The organism is Geodermatophilus sp. SYSU D01186, from assembly GCF_054050215.1.
Genome location: NZ_JBJGYW010000012.1, coordinates 47,031 through 64,292 on the forward strand (window position 1 = coordinate 47,031; position 17,262 = coordinate 64,292).

Annotated in this window: 10 protein-coding genes; 5 read left to right on the forward strand and 5 right to left on the reverse strand. The window is 69.7% G+C overall.

Going from position 1 to position 17,262, the window contains the following annotated elements; genetic code table 11:
- Positions 1-79 precede the first annotated feature (79 nt).
- From ACI784_RS11020 to ACI784_RS11030, 3 genes are all read left to right on the forward strand, one after another.
- Positions 80-1,807, forward strand: coding sequence for a hypothetical protein (locus tag ACI784_RS11020; RefSeq protein WP_457013487.1), 1,728 nt, complete (start codon positions 80-82; stop codon positions 1,805-1,807).
- 330 nt (positions 1,808-2,137) lie between these two features.
- Positions 2,138-3,649 (forward strand): hypothetical protein, encoded by a 1,512-nt coding sequence (locus tag ACI784_RS11025; protein ID WP_457013488.1) that lies wholly within the window; start codon positions 2,138-2,140, stop codon positions 3,647-3,649.
- Positions 3,642-6,269, forward strand: a complete 2,628-nt coding sequence (locus tag ACI784_RS11030) for a hypothetical protein (RefSeq protein WP_457013489.1) — start codon at positions 3,642-3,644, stop codon at positions 6,267-6,269. Before ACI784_RS11025 ends, ACI784_RS11030 begins: the two co-directional genes overlap by 8 nt.
- Positions 6,270-6,346: 77 nt before the next feature.
- Here ACI784_RS11030 and ACI784_RS11035 read toward each other — a convergent pair whose 3' ends face one another.
- Positions 6,347-7,555, reverse strand: coding sequence for a restriction system modified-DNA reader domain-containing protein (locus ACI784_RS11035; protein WP_457013490.1), 1,209 nt, complete (start codon positions 7,553-7,555; stop codon positions 6,347-6,349).
- A gap of 229 nt (positions 7,556-7,784) precedes the next feature.
- Positions 7,785-10,895: a DUF3427 domain-containing protein gene (locus tag ACI784_RS11040; protein WP_457013491.1), complete on the reverse strand. Its 3,111-nt coding sequence runs from the start codon at positions 10,893-10,895 to the stop codon at positions 7,785-7,787.
- A gap of 59 nt (positions 10,896-10,954) precedes the next feature.
- On the opposite strand from ACI784_RS11040, the gene ACI784_RS11045 reads away from it, so the two are divergent.
- On the forward strand, positions 10,955-11,539 hold the full coding sequence (locus tag ACI784_RS11045; RefSeq protein WP_457013492.1) for an HNH endonuclease: 585 nt from the start codon (positions 10,955-10,957) through the stop codon (positions 11,537-11,539).
- Between the two features lie 15 nt (positions 11,540-11,554).
- On the opposite strand, the gene ACI784_RS11050 is transcribed toward ACI784_RS11045, so the two are convergent.
- The 3 genes from ACI784_RS11050 to ACI784_RS11060 all read right to left on the reverse strand — a co-directional run bounded on the left by ACI784_RS11050 (position 11,555) and on the right by ACI784_RS11060 (position 13,530).
- The gene (locus tag ACI784_RS11050; RefSeq protein WP_457013493.1) at positions 11,555-12,460 is read right to left on the reverse strand and encodes a phosphorothioated DNA-binding restriction endonuclease; all 906 of its coding nucleotides are present in this window, start codon (positions 12,458-12,460) and stop codon (positions 11,555-11,557) included.
- Positions 12,461-12,550: 90 nt separating this feature from the next.
- Positions 12,551-12,994: a hypothetical protein gene (locus tag ACI784_RS11055; protein WP_457013494.1), complete on the reverse strand. Its 444-nt coding sequence runs from the start codon at positions 12,992-12,994 to the stop codon at positions 12,551-12,553.
- 53 nt (positions 12,995-13,047) lie between these two features.
- Positions 13,048-13,530: a hypothetical protein gene (locus ACI784_RS11060; RefSeq protein WP_457013495.1), complete on the reverse strand. Its 483-nt coding sequence runs from the start codon at positions 13,528-13,530 to the stop codon at positions 13,048-13,050.
- Positions 13,531-14,012: 482 nt separating this feature from the next.
- Between ACI784_RS11060 and ACI784_RS11065 the strand changes: the two genes are divergently transcribed.
- Positions 14,013-17,261 (forward strand): TM0106 family RecB-like putative nuclease, encoded by a 3,249-nt coding sequence (locus tag ACI784_RS11065; protein WP_457013496.1) that lies wholly within the window; start codon positions 14,013-14,015, stop codon positions 17,259-17,261.
- Position 17,262: the final 1 nt, after the last annotated feature.

The following is a 17,262-nucleotide window of genomic DNA, read 5'->3' on the forward strand; positions in this document are numbered from 1 at the left end:
GTTCCGCCGCGTCAGAAACTCGTGGCAGTCTGCGGCGGCGGTAAAGCATCTTGAGCGAAGGAGTTGTTGGTTGTCTGCGGTGCTCGTCTTCCTGCACGGAGTTGGCAACGGCGATCCGCAGGGGTCCTGGCTCAAGGAGCTCAACCGCGGCCTCGTCGAGGCGGGATACGACCCGCTCGAGAAGTCGCAGACGGTCGCGCCGCGGTACAGCGACCTGCTCGAGACCGACGGGGTCCGGGCTTCTCTGCCCGCCCGCACGTACTCGGCGAAGGACGAGGACGCTCGCAGGCGAGACTATAAGCGCCGGCAGGCACGGGTCAGCCGGCTCGTCGGGCACGACCCCGACGCCTGGACGGCAGGACTCGAGGCAGTGCCGGAAGTCGTCGTCGACGTAATGCAGAGGGCCGTCGTCGACTTGCAGGTCGGCCAGCTCGGCCAGGTCGACAGGTACATCGACAACGAAGGACTTCGGGGCGCGATCCTGCGCCGCGTCCTCGAGACGCTCCCGGCTGAGGGCGACATCGTGATCGTCGGGCACAGCCTGGGTTCCGTGGTGGCGATCGATCTCCTCGACCACTTGCCGCCCTCTCTACGAGTTCGGCGCCTGATCACTCTCGGAAGTCCAGCTGGCTCGGCCTTCATCCACGAGAAGTGCGAGAGGCTCCTCAAGCGATTCCCGTACGGCATCGTCGAGGACTGGGCGAACGTCTACGGTCGCGGCGACGTCGTGACAGCGGGACGCGGCCTTGCCGGCACGTTCCCCGCTGCCCAGGACTTCGTCGTGGCAGTCGGGCCGCGTCACTACGCCAAGGCGTACTTCGAGCACCCCTCCGTGCGGATCCTCATCGGGGAGGCGATGCACGGTTCTCAGGAGACGGGTCTCGTGCCGGTCGAGCGCAGCGTCGAACTACGGATCCCCGCGCCGGTCGAACAGGCGATCTTCTTCCTGGCCTTCGCGCACCACGTTCGACGCCTGATCGATGATCGCAAGACGGCCGAGCGCTACGGGCAAGCGCTTCAGCTGGTTCAGGAGGACATGGCGAACCGACTCAAGCTGATGCTGGTCAACGAGGGGCGCCCGGTACCGCCGATCGTCGAGAGCCTCGGTAACGGCACGCCCCCACGTTCGCGTCGGGACTGGGACCTGGACGACGCGATCGATCCCCTGGTTCTGTGCGCGCTGTCCAACCTCGTCCAGCCGTACGACATCAATGCCGGCAAGGCACCCACTGCTGCACTGCGCGACATGACGATCGAGATCGGCATCCAGCCGGAGAGCGGGACGACGATCGGCAAGGCGATCCAGGAAGTCAGGGGGGTGCTCGAAGACAGCTCCGGAGTTCCTTGGTCGCGGATCGCCTTCGGCCTCGGCGGCGTCGCGTTGCTGGTGGCGGGGCCGCTGGGCATCGCTTTGGCAGCGCCGGCCGGGTTAGCAGGGGCGGCAGCGATCACGAGCGCTCTCGCCACCTTCGGGCCTGGTGGGATGGTGGGCGGCATCGCGTTGCTGGGCGGGCTGGCCTCAACCGGAGCCGCGGTGGCCACGGGCGCGGCTGCAGCCGGCGGTGCCGGTGACGCGCCGCTCGAGCAGATCGTCGTCGACCTGACAGCCCGCATCTCCGCCGCCCGTGCCCGCCAGCTGCTGGATCTGTCGGTCGACGCCATGCTCTGGTACCACGTCGTCGCCTTGGAGGCGGAGCTGGCTGCCGAGCTCAACCGACTGGAGCCGCTGAGTGACGGCAGCTCGCCACGGCTGAAAGACCTACGCCGCAAGCGTGAGGTCGTCAGGTGCGGGCTCTCGCGTACATGACCACGAAGAGCATGCAGCCTCGACAACTGACAGAGGGCTCCGATGAGGACCCGGCTGCCTGATGTTCGGACTCGCCTGGCTCTACTTTCCGCTAAGGATCAGCGGCGCATATGCGGAATTGTCTGGACGGCGTTATGACGGGCGATCTCGCACGGATCCTCAACGCGCTCGACTGCCCCGACCGCGTTTAGGAGCTGAAGCGCAATCTCCCTCAGGCGGCCTTCTGGGTGAATAAGGCGAGAATGCTCAAGCCTGGACAAGCATTCGTTAGGCTCGTCCAGTCCGTCAGGTGCACTGGTGCACAGGTGTACGGAAGGGGAACCGGTCCGCATGGTGGTCGATACCGCATCCGATGGACTACTCGACGGGCCGTCGTGGAGCCGCCCGGGGCTCGACGTCGCGGCCGGCAGGTATCCGCTCTCCGTCGAGCGCCACGTGATGCGGATGGTCGATCACCTCGTACCGGGCGTCACTGCGGTGACTCCGCACGGTCGCTACTACGCGCTGCACGGACTTATCGCCGCGGAGGCGGAAGTACGGGATCTCACGGTGCCGGCTACTCAGGACCTGCTGCGCCGGGCCGAAGTCGTGATGGCGACCGTTTCTTTCGCTCACCACTCCCAGGAGGACATCGGCTGGCTCCCCCGGGCACACGGCGTCGACGCGCTCGCGCGCCGGCTGCAGGCCGGAGACGTGGAACTGGATGACGCCTCGCGTTACGGGGGCAGCGGGTACGTCCAGAGCGCGTGGGGCTTCTGGGGGCCGTACGCGGGATCAGAGACAACTCTCGGCATTCTGAGTCCCGGCCCACGGCCCACCCCCGGTCCCCGCCTCGACGTGGAGGCTGTTCGGCAGGGCCTGGGGGAAGTTCTCGAGCTGGCCGCTCAGGAGTCGCTGCACGTGGCCGACCTGACGGCAGTCGCCGAACGGCTCTGCGTGTGCCGTGGCGGGGACCAGCCGGACGGTCGCTGGTTGGCGGGGCTGATGTGTGCCGACGGCGGAGATCGGGAGCCGGACTCGCGGGCGGAGGCACGACGGCAGACCGTGCGGCTGCTGGCCCGCATCGTCAGCACGCACGCGGTCACTTCCTTCACCCGTGACGTGGGACAGGTGCTGGCGTTCGGCCCCTTCCTCACTGCGGATCCGGTGACCTCCGACGTGGAGACGGCGGCGGTGTGGCGCGGCGTGGTACTGCGCAACTACGCGGTCGGAGCATGGCGGCGGCTGTGGTCGTGGCTGGTTGGTCAGGTGGACGGATTCATGGCTGCCGAGGACCTTGCGGAACGCCTCGCCGCCGAGCTGCCCACCGGAACGGTGCAGGCGTTCCTCGACACGTTGCCGGCTACCCAGGATGGCGGCGGCTCTCCAGTTCCCGCCGAGGCGGCGCTGAGGGCGTCCGGTGACTCGGTCCCGCTTGCCGAACTGCGCGTGTTGGCGGCCAGCTCTCGGCGGGTCGACGAGCTGGAAGGCCGGGTTCGAGACGCCTTCCTCGGCCAGCGCGGAATCGAGCTGGGGCCGGAATGGGTCAGCCGGCGCCTGGACGAGGCGAAGCCGCAGCAGCTCCAGGACTTTGCGCGTCGCCTTACGTTCGACCTGCTCGCCCGGTCCCGGCGTGTCGCGCTGTCAAAGGCTCGCCGGCGCAGTGACGGTTCGATGTGGTTGCCCACCCGGCTGCACGAGCGCGGTGGGTTTCTGTTCCGAACCAGCCAGGAAGGGCGCGGGGACGTCGGGTTGCGCCTCGACCAGCTCGGTTCGGTCCTGGCCAGTGCGGGTGTCCTGCAGTTCGACGACGAGGCGGCCCAGTGGGCCGTAACGGCGCCAGGGCAGGTGCTCGTTGGCTGAGGCGGACGCCCAGGACGACGCACCGAGCGGCCTGGCGTCCCCACTGAGCCTGCTGCTCCAGGAGGAGCGCAAGGGGGTGGGCGGCCTCCAGGAGATCCTGCTGCTGAGCTTCACGGCCGACCTCGGCTTCTTCGAATCCACCGTGTTGGGCGTCGCGCAGGCGACCGGAGCGCGGGCGACCGTCGTCGGTGACGTGACGATGTCGCAGAACGATCCGCGGGCCGTACGGCGGGCGGGCCGCAGCTACCTGGCCGGGCTGGCGCGATCCTCGGGCGCCTTCCATCCGAAGCTCGTCGTCCTCGTCGGCCCCGACCGGGCGACGATCGCGCTGGGATCCGGCAACACGACGTTGGCGGGCTGGCAGGCCAACGCCGAACTGTGGACGGTGTTGCGGGCCACGCCCGACTCGCATCCGGCCTGCCTCCCCGACGTGGTGGACTGGCTCCGCGGGCTCCCCGCCGAGGTGCGGCTCTCGCCGGGGGTGCCGCAGGCACTGGAGCGTGTCTCCGGGTTGCTGTCGAACCTCACCGCCTCGGGCAGACCCACCGCCGATTCGGTCCGCCTGGTGAGTAGCTTGCGCGCGCCCATCGTGGACCAACTGCCGGAAGGACCGGTGGACGAGCTCAACGTCTTCGCCCCGTTCCACGACCCGCAGGCCGCCGCGCTGCGGCGGCTGGTCGACCGCCTCCAGCCGCGTCGCCTCACGGTCGCCTACCAGCCGGCACTCACGGACCTGAACGGACCGGCCGTGGCCGCGCTCGTCGAGGAGCGTGGCGGCCGAATCGTGCGCGACGACGAGGAGCGCTACCGGCACGGCAAACTTGTGGAGTGGACCACCGACGGGCGGCGATGGGCCCTCACCGGCAGCGCCAACATCTCCGCAGCAGCCCTGCTCCTGTCGCAGCCGCAAGGCGGCAACTGCGAGCTCGGCCTCATCGCGCCCGTCCCGGTCAGTCTGCTGCCCGCGGGGAACGATCAACCGGTCGCTGGGCTGCGGGCGGTGCCGGCGATGCCCCGGCCCCAGCGGCAGGAAGGGCCACTGCTGCTCGGTGCACTCCGTGTCCCGGAGGGGTTGGAGGTGCAGCTGGCGGCACCCCTCGCCACCGCCGCGACCCTCGAGCTGTCCGCTGCCGCTGCTCCGCCGGAATCATGGGAGCGGGTCGCGGAGATTCCCGCGGGCGCGGAATCGCACACCACCACCGTGCCCGCCGATGCGGGCAGCCGGCTGCGCCTGGTCGTGAGCGCGGCCGGGGTGCCGCAGTACAGCAACGTCGTCTTCGTGGTGGACGCCGATGCGGTCCTCCGCCGGGTGGGACTCCATAGCCCCCGGACGCCGACGACCCAGCCAAGCGACCTCTTCGAAGACCCGCGGCTGGCCGAGCGGTTCTTCAGTGACCTGCAGACGCTGCGCACCGGCCTCGGTCCGGGAGCGCCCACCGCAGCCGCTGCCGGCTCTGTTGGGCACCTCGGGGCAGCCGCGTCCCTGGACGCCGACGACGACGGGTGGGAGCGGTACCTCGACGAGTGTGCCGGCCGCGTCGGTCAGCCACTGATGCGTTTCGCCCTTGGGCTGCCAGTTCCTCCTGGGGGCGGCGCCGTGCCCTTCCAGGATCTGCTGCGAGTCTCCTGGGACGAGCAACTCACCGACGACGACGAAGCGGCCCTCGAAGACGATGACGCCGAGACGGCGGAGATCGCGGATGAGGGCGAGCCCTCCCGACCTCACTTGCCCGATCTGGAGCATGCTCCGGTCGAGGTGCGCCGCCGGTATCGACGCTGGATCGAGCGGTTGGTCGAGGCGGCCGCCGCTCTTGGGCCGGCAGAGCGCATGCTGGTCGTCCGTCTAACCGTGTGGACCGTCGCGGCCGGTGCATGGCCGCGCACGGACCTGACTTGGGTGCCCCTGCTAGCGAGGGCCACCGCGGTGCTGGACCGCGACGATCTGCCGCAACGGATTGAGCCGCAGGTAGGCAGTCTCGCGGGGGTGGCTCTGGCCGTGCTGCGGATGCACATCCCCCGAGCCGCCGTCACGGCGCACACCGTCGCCTTCAACAAGGCGGCCACCGCGGTCGGTCATCTCCTGCCGGAGGCCACCGCCGCATACGTCGAGGAGTACTCCATCCTGCTCGACCAAGCGTTCGGCACGGCCGTGCAGACGGCCGCGATCCTGCAGGTAGCCGATGATCTCGTCCAGGCCGATCCCATCGCCGAGGCAGTCCACGCAATCGGTGAACGCGGGCGCAGCGTCCATCGTCATGGCAGGACGGTTCTGCACGTCACCGGTCGATTCGGCAATCCCGCGCAGGTCGCCCTGCAGGCAGTCGGGGCGGCCGAGACCGAACCCGTGGTCGGGGCCTGGGCTACGAGCGATTCGGGACCGTGGGCGCTAGTCGCTTGGAGCCGACCCGATCTGCTCGTCGTCGAATCCATGGGACAAGGAACCCGGTGGCGCCACTTCCGGCTCACCGGGTTGATGGGTCCGCGGGCTCTCGCGTCTCAAGGCGGGTTCGTCCATGCCGCGCCCATGCGGCACGGACCACAGAACCGCCCGTTCCCCGAGGGGGTGGAGTTGCTGCGAAAGCTAGGGGTGGAGAGTTCAATTCCCCCCGTTTGCCCGTAGCTGGCGCCATCCGGCGGACCGGCGGTTGCGCCGGCTGGAACTCGAGTTCGTGGAGGCGAGCCCGGAGCGCCTGGGTGTCAGCCATCCTGCACAGGGCGTAGGGCTCGCTCAGGGCTGGGGAGTCGATCTCGCAGGGACCCGAGCGTCTCCCCAGAGGTGACCTTCCAGAACCGCCAGCCATTGACGTTGCCGCCTGTGATGGCGACTGCTGCGGCAGTGGGGCTGGGGTAGTCCCGTCCGCCGAGGGACAGGTAGCCGTTGCTCTTGACGGTGGCCCGGTAGTCGGTGCCCTTGTAGCGGACCACGAGCACATCGCCGGCCGACAACAGGGACGCTCGCAGCAAGGCGAAGACGTCCACGGAGGCGTGGGTCTGGGTCGGTCCATGGACACGGGCGGGGGGCGATCCGGAGGCGTCGTTCGAGGAGTCCACCGGGGCAGGCGCGGTTTCCGGCTCCGCGCCGCCGACGGCGGGCGCACTCCGCAGGACGCTCATGGGTACCAGTTCGCCGCTCCCGGACAGGAGCCCCCAGAACTCCCAGCCGTTGACGTTGTGCCCCGCCACGGCCCTGCCCGCGGAGGACAGCGACTCATGGCGTTCACCGCGAACGGTCACCGCGCCGTCGACCTCCACCATCGCACTGGCCTCGTATGACGAGGTCGTTGGATGGAGAACGCTTCCGTCCCTCACAAGTCCAGCCCCGATGAGGTCCATGAGGGTGTCCCCGTAGCGTGCGCGCCTACCAGGTTGCGCCACCGAGAGCTGCAGTCGCTGATCGGGAGTGTCCGGGTCGAGGCCGAGCACGCGGAGCACGCCGAGGACGGGGGCGATGATTGCCTCCAGTTGCTGGCGCTGCCACTGCGGGAGGGTCTCGTCGCTCGGTCGATTGCCGTTCCCGAGGGTGACCCGGCTGGCCGAATCGAGGACGTCGTAGAGACGTCCTTCGAGCCACCCGACCTCCGCGCTGTTGAACCCCTGGTACGGCCTGCGGATGAGTAGCGCGCGGCGCCAGCTCTCGCGAGCGCGGACGTGTTGCCGAACGCGAGTGGTCAGCCCGCCTGGCGCCTTGCCGACGTAGACCCCGGCACAGCCGTCGGCATCGACGGGGTCCACGAGCACGTACGTCCCCGGCACGTTCCACTTCTCGTCCAACTCCGGGAGGTTGTCTCGAGTCGTGACGGCGAAGTCGAGGTTGGCGCCGGGGAGGTCGATGAGCAGAGGCTCCCCGTTACTCGCGGGCATGAACCAGGTTGCGCCGATTCCGCGCTGGCGTGGATCGGTAGTCACGTCTTGCAGTCTGCCTGTCGCGTGGGTGCTGCCTGACCACGCCTCGCGACATGCCCCATCTCTGGGTGGTGAAGTCGGCCGGCAGGGTGCTCTACCGCCTCGTGAGGGGCGAACATTCATGTGTCCTAGACCGTGACACACGACAAGGTGAGAGCGGGATCGCTCGGCAGAAGCTCCTTCTCCCACTGGTCAAACACGAGCTGTGGAACCGTGTGCAGCCGCGGAGTACCTAGGCCACCTTGGCGGCGTGGAACACATCCGCGGGGAGGGCGTGGTCGAGTCGCCAATGGATCCGCATTGGCCTCGCACCGGTGTGCGACAGGTAGGTCATCGGCCCGGCGTAGAGGTACGGCGGTGCGCCGAGGTTGCCGTCTGCGGCCTTCGTCTCGCGCAGGAAAAGGTGAACCGAGCTTCCGAGTTCTCGGTGGTTGATGTAGCGCCCGCCAACGCCGGTCTCAGGTCGGGTGGTGTTCTGCGACTCCCACTGGAAGAGCGTGGGTGAGATCGCGTGGTCGGCGTACATCGTTGTCGGCGAATAGTGCGACTCAGTCTTCTGGAGCGTCACGAAGAAGAGGTCGGCGTTCTCCTCAGGGATCCACCAGACGCCGGCGCCAAAGGCATTGGCTAGAGACTCCCTGCCGAACGCCGCGAGCGCCTCCACCTGCGTGTAGCGGGCGTGCAGGTGAAGGGGCCGTGAGGTGGCCGCAGCCAGGCTGGGGGTCACGCGCTGTAGTCGGTCCGCCAACACCTCGCTCAGCTGAGCCAACTCGTCGGCTCGGCCGGGATTGGCCAGGAACCGCTCGAGGCTGGCTTCTATCGAGCTGAACCGCTCCTGCTGGCCGAACAGCGAGAAGTGCAGCATTGCCGCGAGGCGACGGGTGCGGACGTCATCGGCCATGTCGCCGGCGCCAGAGCTGGCGACGTCGCGGATGAAGCGGAGGCGCTCGGGATCGTCGATGTGCAGCATGCGGGCGAAGGCACCGGCGAGCCGGCGGTCGTCGGACCCGGGAGTGTCCTGTACGTGGCCGGCTGCTCGCTGCAGGTCCCGCCAGCTCCGGCCCCTCGTGCGGTAGAGGTCCTCCAGTTCGACGCCAGTCTCCTCCAGGAACGCGCTGAGAGTCGGCGTCCGCTCTCGCGTGGCCTCGGCGACGAGTCCCTTCCACGACACGGCGAGCGACTGCTTGATGTTTGCCAGCACGATCTCCTGTGCCACCCGGTCCAGCTCGATGTGGCACCCGGCCGGCAGGGTGGGAAAACCCGCCTCGACATCGCGCTGCACACCGCGACGGGAGCTTCCGGTCAGGGCCCGGAAGCGTATATCGAAACGGAAGTCCTGGTGCTGTGCGCCGATGAAGTCGAGCACGGTCAGGCAGGCCTTGTCCTCCGACAGGCGCAGCCCGCGGCCCAACTGCTGCAGGAAGACGGTCGCGCTCTCGGTCGGCCGCAGGAAGAGCACGGTGTCGACTGCCGGGACGTCGAGGCCCTCGTTGAACAGGTCGACCGTGAAGAGGACGTTCACCGTGCGATCCCGGAGGGCCGTCAGCGCAGCTGCCCGTTCTTCACGGGACGTCGTCGAGGTGACCGCCACACTCGGGATGCCCGCAGCGCTGAAGCGCTCAGCCATGTACTGCGCGTGCTGGATGCTCACGCAGAAGCCGAGGGCGCGCATCTGCCGCGGGTCCGCCACCTTGTCATGGACCGCCTGCAGGACCAGCCGGACGCGCTTGTCGTTGCCGGTGTAGACGTTGGTCAGCTCGCCGACGTCATACCCTCGGCCGCGTCGCCACCGCAGCTGGTCGAGGGCCACGTCGTCGTGGATGCCGAAGTACTGGAACGGCGAGAGCAGCCCCTGCTCCAGCGCCTCCCACAGCCGAAGTTCGACCGCCGTCCGGCCGCCGAACCAGCGCCGGACATCGGCACCGTCGGTGCGCTCCGGCGTCGCCGTCAGGCCCAGCAGGACCTTCGGCTGTAGGTGCTCCAACAGTCGACGGTAGGTGGCCGCCTCGGCGTGGTGGAACTCGTCGACGATCACCATGTCGAAGTGGCGCGGGTCGAGCTGGGCCAGGTCGAGTTGCGTCAGCGACTGCACCGACCCGAAGACGTGCCGCCACTCGCGGGGCTGCTGGCCACCGACGAACAGCTCGCCGAAGTCGCCCTGCCGCAACACGTGCCGGAACGTGGACAGGCTCTGGGTCAGCAGCTCTTCGCGGTGGGCGACGAACAGAAGTCGGTCGACCGTGCCGCTCTCGCGCAGGCGCCGGAAGTCCAGCGCGGAGACGACCGTCTTGCCAGTACCGGTCGCCATCACGACGAGGTTGCGCCAGCGGTCGTGGATCTCACGCTCGGCGTGGAGCTCGTCGAGGATCTCCTGCTGGTAACCGAACGGGCGGACGTCGAGGGTCGCGATCTCGATGGGCAGGTCGCTCGGGCCGCCGCGCTCAGCAGCGATGGCCTGGCGCAGCCGGTCGCCGTCCCTGATCGGGTCGTAGGTCTCGAAGGACGGGTCCGCCCAGTAGCTGTCGAACGTCTCGGCGAAGGTCGTCAGGAGGTGGGACTGCTCGACGTTGGACAGCCGCACGTTCCACTCGAGGCCGTCGATGAGCGCCGTCCGGGAGAGGTTCGAGCTGCCAACGTAGGCCGTCGACATGCCCGTGTGTCGGTGGAACAGCCACGCCTTGGCGTGCAGCCGCGTCGTCCGTGTCTCGTAGGAGACCTTGACCTCGGCGCCGAGGTCGACGAGCCGGTCGAGGGCGCGCTGGTCGGTCGCGCCCATGTACGTGGTGGTGATGACGCGCAGGCGGACACCGCGCTCGCGGAGGTCGGTGAGAGCGTCTTCGAGGACGCGCAGCCCGTGCCACTTGATGAAGGCGCACAACAGGTCGACCCGATCCGCCGACGCCAGCTCCCGAGTGACCTCGTAACCAATGCGCGGCTGGCCACGGCCGTTGACCAGCAGTGCGCTCGAGGAGAGTGGAACCGCCGGTCGCTCGGGGAACGACGCGGGCCCAGGGACGCCGTTCGGCGGGGCGATCGCCAGGAGAGTGCGGGCTGGATCCGCGACGGCGTCGTCCATGCCGGCCACATCCGGCGACAAGTCGCTGATGGCCGCGACGATCCGGTTGGCCAGCTCGACCTGCCGACTGATGGCCGATGCGTCGCCTCCGCCGGCTGCACGCAGCGCCCGGCTGGCGAGCTCGGTGATGTGACGGGTCAGGGACTCGTGCGCATCTGCAGGGTCGAGCGTGCCCAGCTGGACGAGCTCGGGGTCCGCTGCGGACAGGTCCTTGGTGAGCCGATCAGTGACCAGATGCTCGTACAGCCCAGTGGGCGCGTCCCCCATGAGCCGAACGTAACCGGGCGGTCTCGATCTGGTGCATCCGACGCTCGGGTGAGGGACAGGTGCCTTTCGGTTTCGGGGCGACGCTCAAGCTCGGCACCCCTTTGGTCGACAGCGCCAACGTGAACCCAGCTCAGAGCGGAGGCGACGTGGGCGCTGTGAGCATGGAGCCATCCGACTTCTTCACGGGAGTGCTCGGCGAGGTCCTCGGAGAACTCATCGCGACCCAGTGGCTCCTGGGGCTCGTCGTGGTCTCGGCTCTCGCCGCCGCTGTCCGTGCTGCTCGTGCGGTGATCCACGGAGGCCGCCCGCGGGATCCGCAGCGCCGGTTCTCCCGGCCCGACAGGGCCGAGATCCTGGCGCGGGCTGGCAACCGGTGCGAACAGCACTCATGGCTGTATGGGCGGTGTCGGGAGACCGAGAGTCTGCAGGCGGATCACGTCCACCCGCACAGCCGTGGTGGAGTCACCGCCATCGAGAACGGGCAGGCCCTGTGCCGCTGGCACAACAAGCAGAAGTCGGCCCGTGTGCCGTGGAACTGGGAGCTCGCGCGCCTGGCGAAGCGCCGGGCTACCTACTTTCCGTCCGACGCGTCCAGGGTCGTCATCCGTCATCGCGCCTCTGCTGATCAGTCCACTGCGGCCTGAACGGCCCCAGCCAGTTCAGCCGGCGAGTGCCGCGCCCTGGAAGACCTGCTCCCGGTGCCACACAACGTGTCGCTCCGCCGGGAGAGCAGTTCCCGGACGGGGCCGCAAGCGGTGCCCGTGCAGCTCGTACACGGTCCGGCCCTGCGGCGTCCGGGCCGAAAAGCGGCGGGAGACGACCACGGCGAAGTTGTCGTCAAGGCCGAGCATCCCGCGGTCGAACAGCTTGTGGTGCAGGGAGCAGAGGGCGAGCCCGTTGTCGAGGTCGTCCGGGCCGCCCAGCTTGAACCAGCGGACGTGCGCCGCCTCGATGCCGACAACGCCGCCGCCGGCAGCGCCGTCGAAGCCGCAGAACGCGCACTGCCGGTCCCACGCCTCGATGACGGCGGCCGGCCACGTGCCGCTCCGTCGTCGCTCAGCGGGGCTCGTGCCACGGGTGAGCCCGCCGCCTTCACGCAACTCCGGATCCAGGCCGACCGCCACCAGGACGTCGGGTGCCACCGTCCCCGGGAAGTGACTCTCGACCAGTCCGCGTGCGGCCTCGGCGAGGAGCTCCGGACGGTCTCGTAAGGCTGCTTCCAGCGATGCCTCGAATCGCCCGGTCACGCCCCGGCGCAGCGGGCCGACGTTGTCCATGGGAACGTCGCGATCCAGCTGCCAGACCCCGTCGGCGCGTAGCCGGGTGAAGGGATACGCGGCGGTCTGAGCCCGGCCCGTCTTGGACGTCGGGCCGAACTCCTCGATGAGGTCGGCGAGCTTCTCCTCAGCCTCCGACCAGGGCAGATTGCTCGTCCCTGTGGCTGCCAAGCGGCCCAGCGCCAGGAGGACCAGAAGGGGCTTGTGCGGGGACCGCCGGCCGTCCTGTTGGTGCTGGCGGAGCGAAGACAACCGCTCGAGAACCTGTTGAGCGTCGGTCAGTGCCACGGCTGGCCACTATGCGGCACCGCGTCCTGAGGCTGTGCAACGGACACGGGTGCCGCGGTCTGCTACAGAGTCCGTGCCGTTGCAGCGAAGTTAGTCCCTCGTGGCCGCGAGCAGCTTCTCGACCCGAGCAACTCGAAGTTCGAGATCGGTGATGCGCGTAGAGACGTCGATCAACCGAGGCAAGACCAGGCGGCCAGCAGGTGGGTCGTGGAGCATCTGCTCGACGGAGTGGCGGAACACCGCTTCCTCGCGCAGCTCCAAGGCCTCCTTCCGAGGAACGCCACGGCTGCGCAGCGCCGGGTCGAGCACCTCGAAGGCGATCAACTCGGCGGCGTGCCTGCCGATGTCGTCGACGAGTAGATCGCTCTCCCACCACTGGACGTAGCGAACGTGCTCGATGTTGACGCCCACCGCCGAGGTGCCGGTCACGACGCTGCTGTCCCGTCGCACGAAGTGCTGAACCAGACGACTGTTGAGGTTCCCGGCGATACCCATGTAGGCCACCCAGGCGCGCTCCGTTTCGCCTCCGTACATCGCGTACAAGGCAGGGGTTCGGGGCACCTCCGCCCATTGAGTCACCCGCCGTGTCACTGCTGGCCTCTTCCGCTCATCGCCTCAGGTCCCTCTACCCCTGCGACGACCTCACGTATCCGCTCCGCGAGGTCGGCGTAGGGGATGCCAGCCCCGGCCAGAGCCTCGACGCGGGACAGACGCATGCTGCGCTGCCCCGTGCTGGCCACGACATGCTGCGGCAGCACCCAGAAGGACCACTGCCCGGCGTCGAGTGCGTCATACCGGTCGTGGTCGATGCTGGTGTGGACGGCGAAGACGTATGCATCGGCGTTGTAGGAAGTGGCCGCGCTGTAGCCGTCCGTCGACGACCACGTGCGTGCGCTGAGCCCGCCGAACACCACGGTCGACAGGCGGGACTGCTCCCACGCTTGCAGGTAGGCGCCGGACTTGACTTCCAGCCGGATGCCCTCCGGGGTCAGCACGTCGTAGGCGTCCCACTCGATGCGCGGTCTGCTGGCGGCGCCAACAGCGCGAGCCACGAGCAACTCGGCCAGCACAGACCGCACGGTGTTGGCTCGTAGGTCCGACATGCTCCAGGCCCAGAAGTCCCGTACCGCTGCACCGGCGCCAGTGATGTGCTCGTCTCCGTTGAGGAGTGTTGGCGTGGGTGGGCTTCCCCATGTCGTGCCGTCCATTCCGGCAGCTTCGTCAATGACGGGTCGCACACCTCCGTACCGCGCCGCAGAGGCCATGCCGGGAAGAAGAGCGGCCTCTCCCGTCACTTGCGGCGCATGACCCACGTGTCCAGGGCGGCCCTGTAGACATCGTCGTGGACAAGGGCGCAGCCGCGTATCGTACGAAGCGCCACGCACTTTCTGGTCACGTGCTCGGCGGGATGAGCTCAGCGGCCCTCGGCGTGGAGGCTTCGCCGGCGTCGGTGAACGTGACAGCCTCCGTGGGGCTCTGCACGCTGCACCACGGGGGAACGTTGCCGCACTCATCCCTGCCCGCCGCCGTCCGCTTGACGGAGGGCTGAGCCGTGTACCGCCTCGACGGGCGGCTGGTCCTCAGCCCCAGTGACCTGACCCGGCACCAGGAGTGCCACCACCTCACCGCGCTGAACCTCGCGGTGGCCGGCGGCACCCTGCAGCCGCTCGCCGAAGGCGTGAGCGATCAGACCGTGCTCGTCGCCGACCTCGGCATCGCCCACGAGCTGCGCTACCTGGAGTCGCTGGAGGAGCAGGGCCTCGAGGTCGTCCGCCTCCACCAGAGCCGCAGCGAGGCGGCCACGCTGGAGGCGATGCGCGCCGGCGTCGACGTCATCCACCAGGCGACGCTGTTCGACGGCACCTGGGGCGGCCAGGCCGACTTCCTCCTGAAGACGGCCACGCCGTCCGACCTCGGCGACTGGTCCTACGAGGTCGCCGACGCCAAGCTCGCTCGCCGCGTCAAGGTGCCGGCGCTGCTGCAGATGGCCACCTACGCCGACCGGCTCGCCACCCTTCAAGGCCGCGAGCCCGAGCGCATCTGCGTCGTCACCGGCGACGGCGAGTCCCGGCCGTGGCGGCTGGTCGACGTCGCCGCCTACGCCCGCCGCGCCCGCGCCCGGCTCGAGGGTTTCGTTGTCAACCCGGGCAGCACCGGCCCCGTGCCCATCGCCCACTGCGGCCAGTGCTCCTGGAAGGCGCGGTGCGAGGACGAGCTGCGCACCGGCGACGACCTCAGCCTCGTCGCCGGCATGCGCCGCGACCAGCGCGCCGCCCTCATCGGCGTCGGCGTCACCACGCTCGAGCAGCTCGCGAACGCCACAGACGACGTCCTGAAGGCCACGGGCATCACGAAGGGCACCCGGGAGCGCCTGCGCGACCAGGCCCGTGAGCAGCTCCGCGGCCGCCAGGCCCAGGCCCCGACCCGCACCTTGCTCCAGCCCAACCCCGCCCAGGGGCTCTCGAGGCTCCCCGCGCCCAGCCCCGGCGACCTCTACCTCGACTTCGAGGGCGACCCGCTCTCCGGCGACGGCCAGGGCCTGGAGTACCTCGCCGGCCTCGGCGACCGGCAGGGCCGCTTCACCGCCCTCTGGGCGCACGACGCCGCCGAGGAGCGCCGCATGGTCGAGGAGCTGATCGACCGGGTCATCGAAAGCTGGCAACAAGACCCCGGGATGCACGTCTACCACTACGCCGCCTACGAGGTCAGCGCGCTCAAGCGGCTCACCGGCCGGTACGGCGTCCGCGAGGCCGAGCTCGACCAGCTCCTGCGCGCCGAGCGGTTCGTCGACCTCTATCCCGTCGTCCGCCAGTCGATGCGGATCAGCAAGGAGTCCTACTCGATCAAGAAGGTCGAGGCCTTCTACGGACGCGAGCACACCGGCGACGTCGCCGACGCGATGTCCAGCGTCGTCGAGTACGAGAAGTGGCTGATCGACCGCGACCCCGCCCGCCTGCAGGCCATCCACGACTACAACCGCGACGACGTCGACTCCACCCGCGAGCTGCACGACTGGCTGGAGACCCAGCGCGCCGAGCTGGAGGCCGAGCACGGCGAGCTGCCGCGCCCGGTGCTGTCCGACATCGACGCGCCGAAGCCGCAGTCGGACGCCGAGGTCGCGGAGCTGGCGCTGGTCGACCAGCTGCAGACCAAGGGCCACGACCTGCTCGGCGACCTCGTGCAGTGGCACCGGCGCGAGGCCCGGCCCGGCTGGTGGGAGTTCTTCAGCCGCGGCGACCTCGAGGACGAGCAGCTCGTCGAGGACCGCACCGCGCTCGGCGGGCTCTCCGTCGCCGCCGAGATCGGCACCGACAAGCGCAGCAAGCTCTACGAGTTCACCTTCCCGCCGCAGGATGCCAAGCTCTCCGTCGGCAAGCCGGCCTTCGACGTCGACACCCAGGCCCGCATCGGCGAGGTGCGCGAGCTCGACGCCGTCGGCGGGCGGATCGTCGTCAAGAGCACCAAGCAGCCGGGCGCCGTCCGCGGGCTGGGCCCGGAGGGACCGCTCGACGACAAGCAGATGCGCGCGGCGATCGTCGCCACGGCGGACGACGTCCTCGCCGGCCGGCCGTGTCTCGGGCAGGTGCTGCTCGACCGCGTCGTCCCGGCCGACTGCCGGCGGCTGCCGGGGGAGGAGGCCGGGGACGCCGTCGTCCGGCTCGGGCTGGCGCTGGACGGGCAGGTGCTCGCCGTGCAGGGGCCGCCCGGGAGCGGGAAGACGCGGGCGGCGTCGCGGCTGATCCGGGCACTGCTGGACGCCGGCAAGAAGGTGGGCGTCACGGCGCAGTCCCACGCGGTGATCGGCAACGTGCTGCAGGCCGTCGGCCGGCCGGCGCTGCAGAAGTGCGAGGAGCACCAGGCCTGCGGAGCGCCGGGTGTGGAGTGGTCTAAGGACTCCGCCGACGTGGCTTCCCGGCTGCTCGACGGGACGGCGAACCTGGTCGGCGGGACGTCGTGGTTCTGGACGCGTCCGGATCTGGCCGAGGCGGTCGACGTGCTCGTGATCGACGAGGCCGGGCAGTTCTCGCTGGCCAACGCGGTCGCCGTGGCGCGTGCCGGGAAGTCGCTGGTGCTGCTCGGCGACCCGCAGCAGCTGGCGCAGCCGACGCAGGCCGTGCACCCGGGGGAGTCGGGGCTCTCGGCGCTCGAGCACCTGCTCGAGGGGCACCCGACCGTGCCGGAGGACCACGGCGTCTTCCTCGACCGCACCTACCGGATGCACCCGGCGCTGACCGCCTTCGTCTCCGACCTCGCGTACGAGGGCCGGCTGGAGTCCGCGGCCGACCGCGAGCGGATCGCGGTCGACGGCTGGGCCAGCGGCCTCGCCGTCCGGTTCGTGGAGCACACCCGCGCGGCCGCGGCGGCTTCGGACGACGAGGCCCGTGCGGTGGCCGAGCTGTGGCGGTCGCTGCAGGGCGTCGGCTGGGTCGACGCGGCGGGGGAGCGGTCGGTCATCGGTGCGGACGACGTGCTGGTGGTCGCGCCGTACAACAACCAGGTCGCCCGCATCCGCAGCCTGCTGCCGGACGGCGCGCGGGTCGGCACCGTGGACAAGTTCCAGGGCCAGGAGGCGCCGGTCGTCGTCTACTCGATGACGTCGACGTCGGCCGAGGACGCTCCCCGCGGCGTCTCGTTCCTCTACGACCTGCACCGGCTCAACGTGGCGGTGTCCCGCGCCAAGGCGCTGGCCGTGGTCGTGATGAGCGAGGAGCTGCTGGACGCCGCCATCCGGACGCCGGAGCAGCTGCGTCAGGTCAACGCCCTGTGCCGGCTGGTCGAGATGGCGTCCGTCGTCCGCTGAC

What these genes read in the sequence shown, in the direction of transcription:
- ACI784_RS11025 (WP_457013488.1), top strand. Translation starts at nt 2,138, where the DNA reads ATGGTGGTCGATACCGCATCCGATGGACTACTCGACGGGCCGTCGTGG.
- ACI784_RS11040 (WP_457013491.1), bottom strand. Translation starts at nt 10,895, where the DNA reads ATGGGGGACGCGCCCACTGGGCTGTACGAGCATCTGGTCACTGATCGG.
- ACI784_RS11055 (WP_457013494.1), bottom strand. Translation starts at nt 12,994, where the DNA reads ATGTACGGAGGCGAAACGGAGCGCGCCTGGGTGGCCTACATGGGTATC.